Source organism: Longitalea arenae, from assembly GCF_016924755.1.
Lineage (GTDB): Bacteria > Bacteroidota > Bacteroidia > Chitinophagales > Chitinophagaceae > Niastella > Niastella arenae.
The window spans coordinates 364,433-381,211 of record NZ_JAFFJX010000005.1 but is presented as its reverse complement, the minus strand read 5'-3'; the positions used below and the strand labels follow the sequence as shown (position 1 = coordinate 381,211).

Sequence of the window (16,779 nt, the reverse complement as noted above, 5' to 3'; positions counted from 1 at the left end):
TAAACCGGTATACCACATGCAAGTACGCACTGTTGCTGAAATGATCGCCGCCGGCACGCCGCCGGACATATTGTTTTGGGTTGGCTGTTCGGGAAGTTTTGACCAGCGGGCGCAAAAGATAACCAAAGCCTTCGCCACCATTCTTACCAAAGTAGGGATCAATTTTGCGGTGCTGGGAAAAGAAGAGTGCTGTACGGGTGATCCCGCCCGCCGGGCCGGCAATGAATTCATGTTCCAGATGATGGCGTATCAAAACATTCAAATACTGAATGGTTATGGTATTAAAAAAATTGTAACGGCTTGTCCGCACTGCTTTAATATCCTGAAAAATGAATACCCTGAACTGGGCGGCACTTATGAAGTGATCCATCATACCAGTTTTTTACAAGAACTGATCGATGAAGGCAAAATCACTTTGAGGGAAGGTGGTTCATTCAAAGGAAAGCGCATTACCTTTCACGATAGTTGTTACCTGGGCCGGGCCAATGATATTTATGACGCGCCGCGTAAAGTGCTGGAAGCACTGGATGCAGAACTGGTGGAAATGAAACGCTGCCGCTCGAAAGGGCTTTGCTGCGGCGCCGGTGGCGCACAAATGTTCAAGGAAGAAGAAAAAGGCAACCTGCGCATTAACCAGGAACGCATCCAGGAAGCCCTGGAAACAGAAGCGCCTATTGTAGCCGCCGCCTGTCCCTTCTGCAATACCATGCTTACCGATGGTGTAAAACAAAAGGAGCAGGAAGATTCGGTAAAGGTATTTGATGTGGCAGAACTGGTAGCGGCCAGTATGGAAGGCTAATGTGATAATGTGATAATGTGATAATTTACTAATGTGATAATTAGATACACGTCTGCGCGGCAAAAGCCGATAGACAATTGGCAATGGACAATTAACAATAGGCAATACCCAAGAGGAAATAGTATATACGCAAAACGCAATAGTCAATAGGCAATTAAAAAAAATCTTCAAATAATCATCTCCTGCTTTTGTAACATTTTGTAAAGCTTAACTACTTATAGCTGTCGGCGATCTGAAAAAAATGAGGCCGGCCATAACATCACTTTATTTTTATCAATAATATCAAAGCAACATTAGGTCAGGTGATATTACAATAAAGCGTAATCCAGTGCGTTTTGAGTACGCATGTGTATATTTGTATAGTTTACCATTGCATCGATATTTAACCAGTAGGCACATTTAATCAGGGAAAAAAAGTTGTTGATAAATACCGGGTATTTATTGAACAGCTTATTATCCTATAATATAAGATCAGGATCGATTGTAGTAATACATATTGATCCTTTTAAGATACCTTAAGTAAACCCTTATCATCCATGATTAAGAACTGGAAAAGCCTGTTTGTAAAAGAAACCGAATCCGAGACTGAAAAAAAAGATTCCCCTAAAAAAGATACTGCCGCAGAATCTTTTTCATTTCCCGTTACGGATACTTCTTCGTTTAAAGCCAGCACCGGCGCCGAAGCTGCTCCCCCATCTGCAGCTGTTGATCCTGGTGTGCAGGAAGTGCTTGATGTGTATGAATCAGGCCTCGATTCCATCAACATGCCAGGCTACGATTTCTACGAGTTTTATAAAGCGATCACCAGCATCGGACATGCCAACGAAAATACCTACCAGTTAGCTTACCAGATGGCGAAGTCGCTCGACAAGACCATTACTGCGCAAAAGCTGATGACCGATGCCGAGTTCTATATAAGCAAAATAAACGAGGTGCATGGGCAGTATGTTAGCCAGGGAAACCAAAAGTTACATGCCCTGCAGGAAAAAAAGAGCGCTGATAAAGATAAACTGCAGCGTGAAATAGATGCGGGTTCTACCCGGCTTTCCCAGCTCAGGGCAGAATTGCAGCAGTTGGAAGCAGAGCTCAATCAAAAGAAAGCTGCGCTCACCAAAACAGATGAAAATTTCTATCCCCAGGAAAAAAGCATCCGCGAAAAACTAATGGCCAACGATATGGCCCGGAAAGTAAGCATAGACAAGCTCAATATCATTAAAGAAGGGATCCTGAAATATATTAAACCCTAACAAATTTTTAAACCAACAACAATGTCTACTGAATCCAGTAAGGTGCTTGAGCTGCCTATTCTCAAGCATTTTGAAAAAAGCCAGATCACGTTTAACCCTAAGAACTGGCGTAAAGGAGAAAAAGGTATTGCCACTGTAATTGCCCTGGTATTGCTTGGCACGATCGCCTGGGGCTTGTATCAATTTATTTTACCTATTGTATTTACCTGGATAGGCCAGGCATTGGGCGCTATTGCGGCAGCAGTGCTGGTGATCGCTTTTTTCATCCTGCTACCGGTGATCGTTAAAGCGTTAAAGAGACTGGCCAGAACGCTTCATAAAATGCTGATCAAATACGATCCTTTTGGCGAGCTGGAAGAGCAAAAAGAGAAAATGATCAATAACCGGGTGCAGTTCAAAGAAGCCAAGGCCAAGATCAAGGCTATTAAATCGAACATGGAGAACGAATCGATCAAGGCCGAAAAAGAAGCCAAAGAATTCCAGGAAAAAGTATTGGTCTTACAATCCAAAGCAGAAGCTACCAAAAGCAAAATGCAGGAAATGGAGGGTAGAATGGGCCAGGCCGCGAAAGATTCGGATGAATACGTGGAACTGCAAACGAATATCATGAAAACGCTGAGCGAAGCCCAGCGTGTAAGCCATATGCTGAACCAAAGTACCGGGCTCGTACGGAAATACGGCAGCCGGGCACATGTGATCGGTAAACTTGACCGTAAGCTGAATATGGTGGATACCGCCATGGAAATAAAGATCGCCGATTTTGAAGTGAGCATCGACATGCTGAAAAAAGAATACGCTTTTGCGCAGGCAGCTAAAGATGCTACTGAGCAGGCGAAGTCGGCCATGCTGTTCACCAAGGGCTGGGAACTGGAATATGCGCTGGATGTGGTAACCAACACCATCGAGCTCGACCTCGCCACTACCAAGGAGAACCTGCTCGATCTTGACTCACTTACCAGCCAATACTCTATGGATAGCGACGAATTATACTCGAAGCTCGATAAACTGGCCGATCAGATCAAGACGGATAACTATACCATTCCTGAATCTAAAAAATACGCTAACCCCAACTATAAATTATCCCAGGAAGACAAGATGGAAAGCAAAGGCTTCGGGGATATTTTCAATTAATTTAACCAACACCTGAACAACACATGAAATGGTCTAACCTCACCTTTTTTTCAAAGGCCCTGATCACGTTATTGGTAGCCGGCGCTATAGGTAGCGCTGTTTACTTTTTAAGTCCAGGCTTACGTGTAGATGAATCCAAATCGCTCGACAAACTGGATGTTTCTGATAAAGATGTAAACAACGTAACTACTTCAGCTGAATTGCCGCTGCCGGAAGCAGAAGCATCTTCAGAAGTAGCATCAAAACCACTGATACGTATAGCCGGTTACGCGTGGAATGCACAGTCTGGCATCATTGTGGCCAACGGCGGTTCCAAAACCACCAAAGGTTCACTGATGGAAAAGAACGGGGTGAATCTTGAATTGATCCGCCAGGACTGGTTGTCGGAATTGCGTAACCAGCAAATGAAATTTGTTGAAGAATTCGACAAGGGAAATAATACCCCGAAAGAAGGGGTGGCTGCCATCATGATCATGGGTGATGGTGCTCCGTTTTATATCAGCTCTGCCCAACAGGCGCTCGACGATAAATATGGCGCCGGTAAATACCAGTTACAGGTATTGGGTGCTATCGGCATCAGCTACGGTGAAGACAAAGTGATTGGTCCGCCCAGCTGGAAAATGAACCCGCAGTCTATGAAAGGCGCCCTTATTTCGACGGTAATTGGCGATGGCGACTGGGTAGTAGCCGTAAACTATGCCTTTGCCAATGGTTTGAAAGTGAATCCTGACCCATCTACATACGATGCCGAAGCCGTGAATTTTGTGGCCGCTGAAAATGACGATTATATTGAAGCGTCTAAAGCGCTGATCAAATCGCAAACCCAGGGTTATACCGTTCCGTTAAAAGAAGTAAAAGGCGGTAAACTCACCGGCAAAACGATCAACAAAAAAATTGATGGTTGCGCTACCTGGACACCCGGCGATAAAATGGTCTTCGATGCGTTGAACGGTTTTACCGATGTGGTTTCTACCAGGGAATTCAACAACCAGATGCCTACAACGGTGATCGGACTGAAACAATTTGCAGACGCCAATAAGGAACTTGTAGCCAATATCTTCAAAGCAACTTTCCTGGCCACTAACCAGATGAAGCAATACGACAGCTGGCGTAAAAAAGCAGCTGAAGCAGCAGCCGCCAATTTTAAACAGGAAAACGGCGACTACTGGTACACTATGTTCAAAGGCCAGCAGGGAGAAAAAGGAGGTATTTCCTATAACATGGGCGGTTCACGGGTATTCAACCTGGCCGATTGCAACCAGTATTTTGGAGCAACCGATGGTGTAAACCGTTATAAAGCCGTTTACGACCAGGTTTCTCGTTACCTCAAAGAACTGAATCCCGGTGGCTTTAACCAGAATGTAAAACGGATAGTGCCCTACGAAGAAGCGGTGAACGTATCTTACCTGAAAGGAATTACGAATATCGACGCAGGAGCTACCTATACTACAGACTATTATAAAAAAGCAACCAGTGTAATGGCCTCCGGTGAATGGCGCATCAATTTCGACGTGGGCAGAGCTTCTGTTCGCCCCGAAGCAAAAGATGTACTGGAACAGATCTATAACCTGTTGGTACAGGCAGAAGATTCAAAACTCGAACTGGTAGGCCATACCGATAACAGTGGCACCCAGGACGCCAATTATTCTTTATCTACGGCCCGTGCCGAAGCTGTAAAAAGCTATCTGATCCAGAAAGGCATACCCGCCAGCCGGTTCCAGAAAGTAGATGGCAAAGGCCAGGATGAGCCTGTTGCCGATAACAGCACCGCTGCCGGTAAAGCCAAGAACCGCAGGGTAGTGATCACACTTCTTAAATAAACCTGATCGGGCTGACCTGTCAGGTGCACTGTTTTAGCTTGACCTGTCGTGTGCACTTCTGTACCTGACAGGTCAGTCAACGATGGTTCACCATACAGGTCAACCCTTAAAACTATCTTATGAAACCAAAGAACTGGATCAGGCCGTTTGAAATAATCGCCCATAAAGAACGGTACATCATCTTCGTAGTGTGGATAGCGCTGCTGTTTGCGTACTGGATCTTTTCCACCTCGGGCAGCAAACATTTGTTCCCTACACCCGGCCAGGTATGGGATGGTTTTGTGTCCCTGTACCAGGAAGGCCTGGTAGTACATGTGGGCAGTTCGCTGGCGCTTTGCCTACAGGCGACTATCTACTCGATACTGGTTTCTTTATTACTCGTCTACGCTTCTCCCCTGCCCATTCTGCAACCGCTGGCAAATACCCTTAGTAAATTACGCTACCTGCCGCTTACAGGTATTACGTTTTACCTAGCCATGCTGGTAAGCAATGCGCGCACTATGCAGATCAGTGTATTGGTAATATTTATGAGCCTCTACTTCATTACATCGCTGCTGGCTGTTTTAAAAGATGTGCCAGTGGAAGAAATTGATCATGCCCGTTCGCTTAAATGCACGCGCTGGGAAGTGTTGTGGGAAGTGATCATCAAAGGACGCCTGGATTATGTGATCGATGTATTGCGCCAGAACCTGGCCATGACCTGGATGATGCTGGTGACCGTTGAATCGATCTTAGTGGCAGCGGGCGGGCTGGGTGTGCTGATCAAGAACAGCGACAAATTCATGAACCATGGCCGCATCGTGGCATTACAGCTCGTGATCCTGCTCGTAGGTCTCTTACTCGACTGGTTCCTTCGTGTTACCCGTAAATCTTTATTCAAGTATTCAACCTTCTGATATGCAAAGCGCCACCCAAGCCTATGAACAAAAAGGAGTGATCCTGCATGTAGAGAACCTGAGCGTTTCCTATGGCGATAGAACCATCATACGCGACATAAATATTACTGAAAAAGATACCGTACGCGCCAACCGGCAGCAGGGGCAGATCATCGCATTCCTCGGCCGTTCGGGCCGTGGAAAGTCAACCCTCTTCCGCGCCCTTACCGGTTTGGAAAAACCGACCACCGGCCGGGTCTTGATCCCTGACCTTAATAAACCCGTCGAGAACGGCCAACAACCTGCCAAACAGGTACAGGAAGGCGATGTAGGTTTTGTAAATCAGAAATATACGCTGTTCAGGCACAAAACTGTTTACGACACCCTGCTTTTTGCCCTGCGCAAAACCACTTTATCGAAAGCGGAAAAGCATGACAAGATCATGCATTATATTAAGGATTGGGGCCTTGAAACCTGCAAAGATCAGTATCCTAACTTTTTATCGGGCGGTCAGCGGCAGCGGACTGCAATATTAGAGCAGCTGCTGAGCTCAGGGCATTATATGGTGCTCGACGAACCATTTTCGGGTTTGGATATCGGGAACATCATGAGCGTAAAAAAAGCGTTCCAGCTCATTAATGAAAGCCATGAGCTGAACACGATCATGTTCAGCACGCACGATATCGAGCTGGCTGTAGAACTGGCAGATTCTATTTATATCCTCGGTTACAAACAGGAAGAGAATGGGCAGTTAGGCGCTATTGCCACGATCTTACATCATTTCGACCTGAAGCAAATGGGACTTGCCTGGCAGGATGGTTTTAGCAGCCAGCACCTGGATTGTGTGAAGCAGGTGAAGGAGATCATGTTGAGGAGTTGATGGCAGGAATTGTATCCCGAAGGGCTCAACCATGAATACCCCTTGATACAATCCGGGGATCGGGATAACCGTTACATTCGAAAAGGCACAAAAAATCCCGATCAGTTGCACTGATCGGGATCGGTAAGAAACTTTACAAATTATTCTAAAACACATTATACCCAAAGCTCACATAGTACAAACCGCCTACACTGGGATTACCAAAGGCGCTGGTATAATAGTTATTGAGCAAATTGGTGGCGCCCAATTTGATCAGGCTTTTGATCTTCGGCAGCCGATAACTGATCTGCGCATCCAATGATCCGAATGAATCCACATCACCGGTTCCAAAAGTCCCTTCCCACAACATATTATCCTGCCAGCGATACAGAATATTAAAGCCCCAGTTGCTGCCATTTACTTTTTCATTACCCAGTGTTACGTTGAAACGTAATTTAGGCGTATTGAAGAAAGTCACCAGCCCTGAATCTACATCCTGCAACTGATCGCCGGAAACGTTTAGCCCAAACTGGTAGCCTTTTTTAAAGTTATAGTTCACGCTTACCCCCCAGCCAATGGCTTTCACCACATTTTCTGAGTTGAAGATAAACGAGTAGTTATCGGTCGTGAACGGACTTAACAACATTTGTTTATTCGTGCTGCCGCCTGTTGATCTTCCTACTGCCTTACGGCCTAAAAAGTCCTGGTAACGGCTGTAATATCCATAAGCATCTACCAGTAGGCTTGAGGTAAGCAAACCCCGGTAACCGATCTCGTAAGAGTTAGCGATCTCAGGCTTCAGGGTGCCAAATTCAGCTATAACCAGGTCGTTCTGATTGCCAGTCATTCTGTATCTGGTGATACTTTCTGCCGTGTATGCGGGACTGTTTCCAAAATTGTAATAGTTATAAAAGTCTGGCAAACCGCCGATCAGTACACTGGCTGGCGTACGCAGGTTGATCCATTGGTCTTGCGTCGAAGGAAAACGATAAGCCTGCTGATACGACAACCGGAAGCTGTTGTCTTTTGCCACTTTAATGAGGGCTGTAGCGCGTGGAGTAAAGCGGCCGTTGAAGTTCTCATTTTTATCATAACGGCCCGATACGGTCAACTTCAGGCGATCGTCAATAACCCATTTTGATACCTGCGCATAACCGCCTACTTCATTGATGCCTATTGAGCCGGTGGTATCGGCAAAAATGGTTCCGGCCGAATTCAATACATAACGGCGGAAACTGGCGCCTACCAGTATTTCAGCGAACTTTATATGGTCCGAAAAATTATACTGTCCTTCGAAATGATACATATCGGAAGCATCTTCGAATTTAGCGCCGCCCTTGCTGATAGATACATTTACCACACTATCAAATGCTGCTTTGAATTCAGGAGTGCCGGGTGCAAAACGTCCGGCATCAGCTACAGTTCTTGCTGTGGTGTGTGCCGTAGCATCGGGCAATACAGCACCACCTGTTCCTGGTAAAATGCCCAAACGGGCTGCTCCATAGGTTCCGGAATATTGTGAAAACCAGTTTTGATCTGATTTCCAGGTGCGGTTAATGGCGACGGCAGCTGTGGTTGCTGTGTATGCATCGCCTGAGTTCTCCTGGATGGTATAACCTCTTAAGAACCAGTTCTTGCCTTTCACCTCCAGCTTGTATTGTCCCATTTTCAGGTTCTTGATGCTGTAACGGTCGGCCCCCGTATATACCGTAGTACCGGTTCCCCAGTTACCCATCAGAATGGCTTCTATGTTCTCTGTTATCTTATAGTGGAGGGCGCCGGATACCTTTACGTTATAGGTATCATAATCAACCAGCGTGTTTTCATTATAACCTGTGCGACTTACGTTCTGCGTACCAAAAGTACCGCGGTAAGGGTTGTTGGGAGCGCCGCTCGTAGGGATCAGGAATGGCAGATATTGCGCTAATGGCGCTAACAGGGGATTTCCCTGCCAGGTAGCTGCGATCTGCTGCGGCGTCATACCGCCTGCGATCATGGCATCCAAGCCGGCCAGGGCTGGTCCGGCAGAGGGATTGGCAGCCACCTGGGCCCGAACGACCTGGGCAAAAGCATTCATACTTGCGCTGGCCTCATCGCCAAACACATTCACGCCGTCGTAATTAGGATCTGAAGTGCGGTCACCCTCTTTCAATGAGCTGAACACATTATTTCTTTGCAGGTTCCGGTAATCGGTTGCCTGCCAGTCATCGGCTTTGATGAACTGGCCGGAGATGCGAAAAGCAAAGCGCTCGCCGATCTTTTTGGCATAACGCAATGACCAGTCGTAATACGGAGTAGCATTGTCCAGCGCAGGATCGTCAAAATGCATATACCCATGTTTTACCTGGAAGCTTAGTCCCTGGTTCTTCCATGGACTTTTACTCGTCATCAGCAGCGTACCATTCATACCGCCAGAACCATAGAGTGCCGAAGAGGCGCCCTGTAACAGTTCTACGTTATCAACATCCAGCTCGGTAAGCCCAATGATATTGCCCACGCTGAAATTCAAACCGGGCGCCTGGTTATCCATGCCATCTACCAGCTGATTGAAACGCAGATTGCCACTGCCATTAAAACCACGGGTGCTGATCGTACGGAAAGTAAGACTGGAAGTAGTAAGATCAACCCCTTTCAGATTGGCTACCTGGTCGTAATAATTCGGTGCAGCGGCAGCGCGAATGGCGCCCACATTCATGCGTTCAATAGACACGGGTGATTCAAGAATGCGTTCAGGAACGCGGCTGGCCGAAATGACCACTTCAGTGCCTAAACTGGAGCCAGGTTCAAGGTCTACATCGATATTTCCGGCATTGGATACCGGCACTTCCTTCGAAGTAAAACCTACAGACGAAAATACAAGGGTGATGGGAAGTGCATGGGAAGTGGTTAGCTTGAAATTTCCTCTTTCATCGGTAAAGGTACCAGCACTGGTTCCTTTAATGTTTACGGTAACGAAGGGAACGGATTCTTTGTTTGTACTATTCCGGACAGTACCCGAAATAGTAGTGGTTTGAGCATTGGCAGCAATCGTAAATAACAAGAGCAAGGATAAAGCTGCCAGGCAACGAGGGCATTTACTCATAGCATGGAGTTTTTATGGTTATAGAGCAAAATACGACTTGTAATTTTCAACAGAAAATTTTATTTAATCACATCTTGTTGATTTTGTTGATATTTCGGGAATTCTTTTTTTTCATGATTTTCTACATCGCTGGTATCTTCGGCCCATGAAATCATTACAATTTCCGCAGCAGACCAACTTTTACAGAGGCAAAGTAAGAGATGTATATACCATTGACGATCAGTGGCTCGTAATGATTGCCAGTGACCGGATCTCTGCTTTTGACGTGATACTGCCCCGCCCCATCCCTTATAAAGGACAAGTATTAAACCAGATAGCTGCATATATGCTGCAGGCTACCCGCGACATTTGTGCCAACTGGTTAGTATCGGTACCGGCGCCCAATGTTTCGATCGGCAAAAAATGCGTACCATTTAAAATTGAAATGGTAGTGCGTGGTAATTTAACAGGTCATGCCTGGCGTACCTATGCCAGCGGTAAACGCGAATTATGCGGTGTAGCTTTACCGGAAGGCATGAAGGAAAATGATTATTTTCCTACTCCAATAATTACGCCCAGCACCAAGGCAGAAGCAGGCCACGATGAAGATATTTCAAAAGAACAAATAATTGCCAGCGGCCTGGCCAGCGCCGAAGAATGGGCTATACTTGAAGATTATACGCTGAAATTATTTGCACGCGGTAAAGAAATTGCCGCCAAACGCGGATTGATATTAGTAGACACAAAATATGAGTTTGGCAGGATCGGTGATACCATTTACCTGATGGATGAGATCCATACGCCCGACAGTAGCCGCTATTTTTATGCCGATGGATTCGAAGAAAGGCAAAAGACCGGCGAACGCCAGCAGCAGCTGAGCAAGGAGTTCGTACGTGAATGGCTTATTGCCAACAATTTTATGGGCAAGGAAGGACAAACCGTTCCTGACATGAGCGACGAATGGATCAACACCATTTCCCAACGGTATATCGAACTGTATGAAAAGGTAATTGGCGAGAAGTTCGTACCGCAGGATCTTACAGAAGAAGAAACATACAGCCGGATAGAAAAAGAACTCACTCAGTTCAAAAGTTGATAACACCGATAAGTTAACCAGTTGACAGGTTAATTACTTAACCCGTCAACTGGTCAGCTCATTTAACCTCACTTCCGTTTCTTGTCGGCTTTGTCGTTCTTTCCCTTTTTATTTTTAGCCGCAATTTGTGTTTGAAGGTGCCCTGTGTGCGGCGAAACAACTCCGTGTTTCGCATCTGCTCTACCCAAGCCGGTAGAAGGTCCTCCTTTGGCCGCCATATCTCTCTCCTGATCCGGTTCGTTAGAAGCGAATCCCCTGCTGTCTGTTTTGCGGTTTGGCATAATTATAAGTTTTAGTTCTTAATAAGTGCAAAAATTTTCATGCCATGACTGGGGTGAAAATTGCCAGGCTCCGTAACTTCCCTGTATGAAAATGATCTGGTATAATATTTTATTGCTTGCGCTTCCTATAATCAGCGATTGCCAAATGAACCAATATTTATTGATTGGAACCTATACGCGGGGAAAAAGCGAAGGCCTCTATGTGTATAAAATGAATACCGAAACCGGTGAAATTCATTTTGTGAGCCAGGCGAAAGCTGCCAATCCTTCCTACCTCGATCTTTCGCCCGATGAAAAGTTTGTGTATGCCGTGAATGAAGACGCCAGCGACAAAGGTAGTGTGTCGGTTTTTGCGTTCGATAAAAGCAATGGCTCCCTCAAATATATCGATAAACAAAGCAGCGGTGGTGACCATCCCTGTTATGTGGCGGTAAACAAAACCGGTAAATGGGTCGCGGTGGCCAATTACACCGGGGGCAGCTTCTCTACCCTGCCCATTATGGCCAATGGAACACTGGGAGCGCCCAACACTGTTCAACATACCGGCAGCAGCGTTAATAAAGAACGGCAGGAAAAACCGCATGTGCATTCTACCGTTTTTTCGCCTGATGATAAATACCTTTTTGTGCCTGACCTTGGCATTGACAAAGTGATGATCTATTCCTTCAATGCAGGCAGCGGTAAAGCAGAACCGGCTCCTGTGCCTTTTGCTGCCAGCCAGGCAGGGTTTGGACCGCGCCATTTCACTTTTCATCCCAATGGCAAACTGGCCTACCTTATAACCGAAATGGGTGGCGCCGTATCGGCCTATAAGTATAAAGATGGAAAACTGACCCTTTTTCAACAGATCTCGTCGTACCCGGCTGATTTTACCGGTAAGAAATGGTCGGCAGATATCCATGTTTCGCCCGATGGCAAATTTCTGTATGCCTCGAACCGCACGCCTGCCAATACCATCGCTATATTTTCGATCGACAAAAGCGGAAAACTCAAGACCGTCGGCTATGAATCTACCAAAGGCGATGTGCCGCGGAATTTTACCATCGATCCCTCAGGTAATTTGTTACTGGTAGCTAACCAGGAAACCAATAATATCGTGATCTTCCGGCGCGATCAAAAGACGGGTCTGCTCACCGATACCGGCAAACGCATTGAAGTGGGAAACCCCGTTTGTTTAAAGTGGGCGGCGGTGGAATAGTAAGCAGTTTGCAATAAAACAATAGGCAACGGGCAATAGGCAATTGGCAATTGGCAGTTGGCAGTTCCCAATTGGCAACGGGCAATTTGCAGTTTGCAGTTTGCAATAAAACAATAGGCAATGGGCAATTGGAAGTTCCCAATTGGCAACAGGCAATAGGCAATTGGCAATGGGCAGTTGGCCATTCACCATTGGCCATTCACCATTCACCATTGACCATCCCTGGCGCTCACTTTCCCAGCCTCGGCCGCAAACGGTGCCGTGATTTATTGAAGATATTCCGGCCTTTATCGATGCCTTTACGCAGTTCTTTTCTTTGTTCTTCAGGCAAATGAATGAAATCCTGGCATTCCTTGCTGCAACAGCCTTCGTATTGCTGGCGGCAATGCTCGCATTGGATAAACAGGAGGTGACAGCCATCGTTGGCGCAATTCACATGTGTATCGGCCGGCTGGCCACATTGATGGCATCTGGCGATCACATCGGGCGTAATACGTTCGCCCAGCCTGTTGTCGAACACAAAGTTCTTTCCAATGAATTTGCTGTCGAGCCCCTTTTCCTTGATCTGCTGGGCATAGTTGATGATGCCGCCTTCAAGGTGGAACACATTTTTAAACCCGTGATGCAGCATGTAGGCACTGGCTTTTTCACAACGGATCCCGCCGGTGCAGTACATGATAATATTTTTGTCTTTCTGTTCTTTTAGCATATCGACTGCCATGGGTAATTGCTCGCGGAAGGTATCGCTCGGCACTTCGAGGGCCTTTACAAAATGGCCTACTTCATATTCGTAGTGATTGCGCATGTCAACCACGATGGTCTCCGGATCGTTCAGCAGGGTATTCATTTGCTCGGCATTCACATATTTCCCCTTGTTCTTCATGCTAAAGGTCTCATCCGTAATGCCATCGGCCACGATCTTTTCGCGCACCTTTATCTTCAACACCCAGAACGATTTGCCGTCATCATCTACCGCAATGTTGAGGCGCAGTCCATTCAGGGGCTCTATGGAATACAAATAGTTCTTAAAGGCCTCGAAATTGCCTGCCGGCACACTGATCTGCGCATTGATACCTTCGTGGGCTACATAAATGCGGCCAAATACTTTTAAAGCATCCAGGTGCTTGTACAGTTCGTTGCGGAAAACTTCAGGCTCGGCGATGGGGAAATACTGGTAAAAGGAAATGGTAGTACGGGGTTCAGTTTCCTGGTACAAACGTTCTTTCAACTCCTTCTGCGAGACGCGGTTATGTAAAGCTGCCATAATTAATTTTTGCGACCGCTTGCAGGGCAGTCAAAAATTTTAAACGGTGCAAAAATACAAATTGTTTGTGGTTTATGGTTTGTCCTTTGTTGTTCATTCATTCGAAATCTCCCGATAGATCCTTCTTCCCTAACATGCAGCCTGTTGAGAAAACAAGGTGATCCAAAAGCGCGGCAGTAACTACAAACCATAAACTATAAACCATAAACGCTTGAATATAAACCGAAACCTACAGCTTTCCGAAACCTCTGATCCCCAACCTGACCCCCGTAGTTACGACATGCCCTTTTTCAACGCCCCAGACCCAGTCGAACCGGGCGATCTTCAGCAGGTTCTCAAAGCCGGCGAACACTTCTATATATTCTTTATCGCTATCGGCGTAAAAGGCGTTGGCGCCCATGACGAGGTACCAGTTGAGCTTGCGGAATAAAGGTATCTTATTGGTGAGCAGGCCATTGAAATGATGTTCTATATGGCTTTGTGCGTAGAGGCGGTTCTTGTTGCTGTATTTGTAGTAAGGTAATAACTGAAAGCCGTTCAGGTACTCAACGGAAGCCAGGATCTGGTTACCGTTAAAATGGGTGTAATCGATCACCGCCACGCTGTCGCGCCGCATAAAGCCGCCCAGCGCCATCCTGTAGCGGAAATTGCCTCCCAGGTTCATATTCACGCTTTGACTTATTTCGAACCGCCATTTCGCGTAGTCGATATCGCTGCCCAGTATGTTGTGGATGCCCTGCGAGTAATTGAAGGTCAACAGCGGAAACTTTGAGCCCACGTTCACGATCCGTTCAGGATACTCAATGTATTTTGTTCCCGGCAACCAGCTGATGCCCACATTTCCGATAAATGCCTGGTGCCGCCTGAAATTCTCCTGCATGATCTCGATGGGAAAATTCGGCGTGAAGGAAACCTCTTTGCGGTCGCCGAAGGAATAGGTAGAAGTATTTTCCAAAGGAATGCGGTCTTCATATCTTAGGCCGCCGAACACCGTGATGCCATTGCCTACATCTTTCGAGAACTGGAAGCGGGTAAACCAGGCTTCGTAAAACTTGGCATAGTTACGCTCGAACAACCAGCTGCGAATGGTATTACTGAGCTGACCGATAGGATTGGCATTATTGATCTGGTACACCCATTTTCCCCCGCTCAGTGAAAAGGAAGAAAAGAATTTTTTACCATGCGTATAGGTAAATGTACCGGAGGCATTCAGGTGGTGATTGCTGAATCCGTGCCGGATGGCCGGTTCTATGCTGAGGGCCTTGCGCGAGCCGGGAATCGTATCGAGCTTTTTGGTATACCGGCCTCCCAAACTCACCAGCCAGCCTTCTACCGTATTGTAAGCAACTGTTTGCAATAGCGGATTGAAGTACCAGGTTTCCCTTCTCTTCGCCTTGTAAAAGCTTTGTCCGGTGGCTACCAGCGCAAACAGGTGCGGCTTGTTCCGGCGGCGATCGATCGAATCGAGGTAACGGGGGTCTTTGTGGGCCTTCTCAAGGCTGTCTTTGCGATGATAATCGGCTATTTCTTCGGCCTGCAAAGGCACGGGCCTGATGGAATCCCAGAATGCAGCCGGCTTTTTGTTGGAGCCCTCATAGATCTTCAGGTAAGTATTGTTAAAGAACCTGCGATCGAATGTAGGTGCTATATTGAATTGAGAATATACATTCACAAAACTGCCAAACGCATCAAAACCCAGCAGTTTTACCGCCGGGTACAATACCTGTGTTTTGATCACCCATACATCGTTGTTAAAGGGAACATACAATTGTTCAATGTTCAGGGAGTCGATCAGTTCCATCTGGGACGACTTGGTAAGCCGCAATTGCAGGCTATGAATGCGCCAGTCGCCTTCCGTAATATTGATATAGCCGCTGAACAATGGCTCATAGCGCCGCCTGGGTATCACTTTAATGCGATTGATCTCGCGGCCTTCTTCTACAAATGTTCCTTCATACTGGTAGCGGTAAAAATTCAGGGCGCTGCTGGCGATGGGCGAAACGAAACCACGCGGGTTCAGGTTGCGGCCCACTGAGATATTGTTCTCATAAAAAGAAACGATCTGCGGGGTGCTCAAACCGAAGTCGTCGCTGCGGCCGCTCACTTTGGTAGAAAGCACTTCAATTTTGCTCTTGCGTGGTTTTTCGACAGAATAGCGCGCTACGGTTTCCGATAAAAAAAGCATTTTACGCTGACTGGTATCGCCGTCTTCAAAATCAATTTTCTCGCCCAGGAATTTTTTGGGATAAGCACGTAACTGCAGCTGTCCTTTTATATACACTTCGCATTGAAAGGCATTGAGCTGGTTAAGGTAAAAGGGTCTTTTTCTGATGGCCTGGCGAATGATCGCATAAGCGGGGTCCTCCGCGCCTGGCCGCACCACCACTTCTTTTAAGGTCAGTTGTTGTATGGAAAGCTGGAAATCGAGTATGAGATCGTCGGCTCCGACGGTAATTGTTTTTTCCTGGCGGCCATAACCAACGTATTGTGCAATGATGGTATAAGTGCCGGGATCGAGCTGCAAAAAATAATCCCCTTGTTTATTGGCGGTTGTGCCCAGGGTAGTGCCTTTTACCAGAATGGAAGCATATACCAGTGCCTGTCCTTTTTCGTCGGTGACCTTGCCGCTGATGCGCCCGGCCTGCACGGAAGTATAGCAAACAATAAAGAAGGTAAAAAAGGTCAATATTCTCATAATCGCGACGAACGCGAAAATAAGACCAATTGTTGATTAGATGGAAAGTAAATAGTTAAAAGGGCCATCACCCACCCCTTTCGTTGAGATACCGCCGCAAAAAGCTTCCTGACAATGCAGCCAGACTGCCGATGATGGCGCCTACCAATGCTGCGATCAGGATCAATAAAGCAGAAGAGCCACCTAATGGAAACAGCTGCGCCATACGGGTTGAGAGTATGCTGTCATTCTGTGCGTCGATCCACCAGATCAAAAGCCCCCAGAACAATAATATGCTTACAAAGCCCGCTAACCAGGCCATCACCGGCTTCAGATCCATTAAAACAGCCACCCCGAAAGTCACCAGCGCTACGCTCCAGAAAGGCAGGTAGAGCCCGGCGGCGAAACTTACAACGATCATCAATGCTATTGAGATTCCGAATTTCATAACAGTTAATGTGATAATGCGATAAT

13 protein-coding genes are annotated in these 16,779 nt (G+C 46.7%); 8 read left to right on the top strand and 5 right to left on the bottom strand.

What is annotated here, in order from left to right; translation table 11 throughout:
* The first annotated feature begins 16 nt into the window (after positions 1–16).
* The 6 genes from JT717_RS14215 to JT717_RS14190 all read left to right on the top strand — a co-directional run bounded on the left by JT717_RS14215 (position 17) and on the right by JT717_RS14190 (position 6,752).
* Positions 17–799 carry a (Fe-S)-binding protein gene (locus tag JT717_RS14215; protein WP_205511145.1) on the top strand — a complete coding sequence of 261 codons (783 nt, stop codon included), beginning with the start codon at positions 17–19 and terminating at the stop codon, positions 797–799.
* A 536-nt stretch (positions 800–1,335) separates the two neighbouring features.
* Complete coding sequence (locus tag JT717_RS14210; protein WP_205511144.1) at positions 1,336–2,046, top strand: hypothetical protein; 711 nt, start codon at positions 1,336–1,338, stop codon at positions 2,044–2,046.
* A gap of 21 nt (positions 2,047–2,067) precedes the next feature.
* Positions 2,068–3,177, top strand: coding sequence for a hypothetical protein (locus JT717_RS14205; RefSeq protein WP_205511143.1), 1,110 nt, complete (start codon positions 2,068–2,070; stop codon positions 3,175–3,177).
* Between the two features lie 23 nt (positions 3,178–3,200).
* The gene (locus JT717_RS14200; protein WP_205511142.1) at positions 3,201–4,997 is read left to right on the top strand and encodes an OmpA family protein; all 1,797 of its coding nucleotides are present in this window, start codon (positions 3,201–3,203) and stop codon (positions 4,995–4,997) included.
* 119 nt (positions 4,998–5,116) lie between these two features.
* The gene (locus tag JT717_RS14195) at positions 5,117–5,893 is read left to right on the top strand and encodes an ABC transporter permease (RefSeq protein ID WP_205511141.1); all 777 of its coding nucleotides are present in this window, start codon (positions 5,117–5,119) and stop codon (positions 5,891–5,893) included.
* Position 5,894: 1 nt separating this feature from the next.
* Entirely contained in the window at positions 5,895–6,752 is an 858-nt protein-coding gene (locus JT717_RS14190; RefSeq protein WP_205511140.1) for an ATP-binding cassette domain-containing protein, read from the top strand.
* Between the two features lie 145 nt (positions 6,753–6,897).
* Here the strand turns inward: JT717_RS14190 and JT717_RS14185 are convergent, their stop codons facing one another.
* Positions 6,898–9,813 (bottom strand): TonB-dependent receptor, encoded by a 2,916-nt coding sequence (locus tag JT717_RS14185; protein ID WP_205511139.1) that lies wholly within the window; start codon positions 9,811–9,813, stop codon positions 6,898–6,900.
* Between the two features lie 145 nt (positions 9,814–9,958).
* Here JT717_RS14185 and JT717_RS14180 point away from each other — a divergent pair, with 145 nt between their 5' ends.
* The gene (locus JT717_RS14180) at positions 9,959–10,888 is read left to right on the top strand and encodes a phosphoribosylaminoimidazolesuccinocarboxamide synthase (protein WP_205511138.1); all 930 of its coding nucleotides are present in this window, start codon (positions 9,959–9,961) and stop codon (positions 10,886–10,888) included.
* Positions 10,889–10,956: 68 nt separating this feature from the next.
* On the opposite strand, the gene JT717_RS14175 is transcribed toward JT717_RS14180, so the two are convergent.
* Positions 10,957–11,169 carry a hypothetical protein gene (locus tag JT717_RS14175; protein WP_205511137.1) on the bottom strand — a complete coding sequence of 71 codons (213 nt, stop codon included), beginning with the start codon at positions 11,167–11,169 and terminating at the stop codon, positions 10,957–10,959.
* Between the two features lie 85 nt (positions 11,170–11,254).
* On the opposite strand from JT717_RS14175, the gene JT717_RS14170 reads away from it, so the two are divergent.
* Positions 11,255–12,367, top strand: coding sequence for a lactonase family protein (locus JT717_RS14170; protein ID WP_240348085.1), 1,113 nt, complete (start codon positions 11,255–11,257; stop codon positions 12,365–12,367).
* A gap of 229 nt (positions 12,368–12,596) precedes the next feature.
* Here JT717_RS14170 and trhO read toward each other — a convergent pair whose 3' ends face one another.
* The 3 genes from trhO to JT717_RS14155 form a co-directional block, all read right to left on the bottom strand.
* Positions 12,597–13,631, bottom strand: a complete 1,035-nt coding sequence (trhO, locus tag JT717_RS14165) for an oxygen-dependent tRNA uridine(34) hydroxylase TrhO (RefSeq protein WP_205511136.1) — start codon at positions 13,629–13,631, stop codon at positions 12,597–12,599.
* A 229-nt stretch (positions 13,632–13,860) separates the two neighbouring features.
* Positions 13,861–16,326, bottom strand: a complete 2,466-nt coding sequence (locus JT717_RS14160) for a DUF5686 and carboxypeptidase regulatory-like domain-containing protein (protein WP_205511135.1) — start codon at positions 16,324–16,326, stop codon at positions 13,861–13,863.
* Between the two features lie 67 nt (positions 16,327–16,393).
* Positions 16,394–16,753, bottom strand: coding sequence for a hypothetical protein (locus JT717_RS14155; RefSeq protein WP_205511134.1), 360 nt, complete (start codon positions 16,751–16,753; stop codon positions 16,394–16,396).
* Between the last annotated feature and the right edge of the window lie 26 nt (positions 16,754–16,779).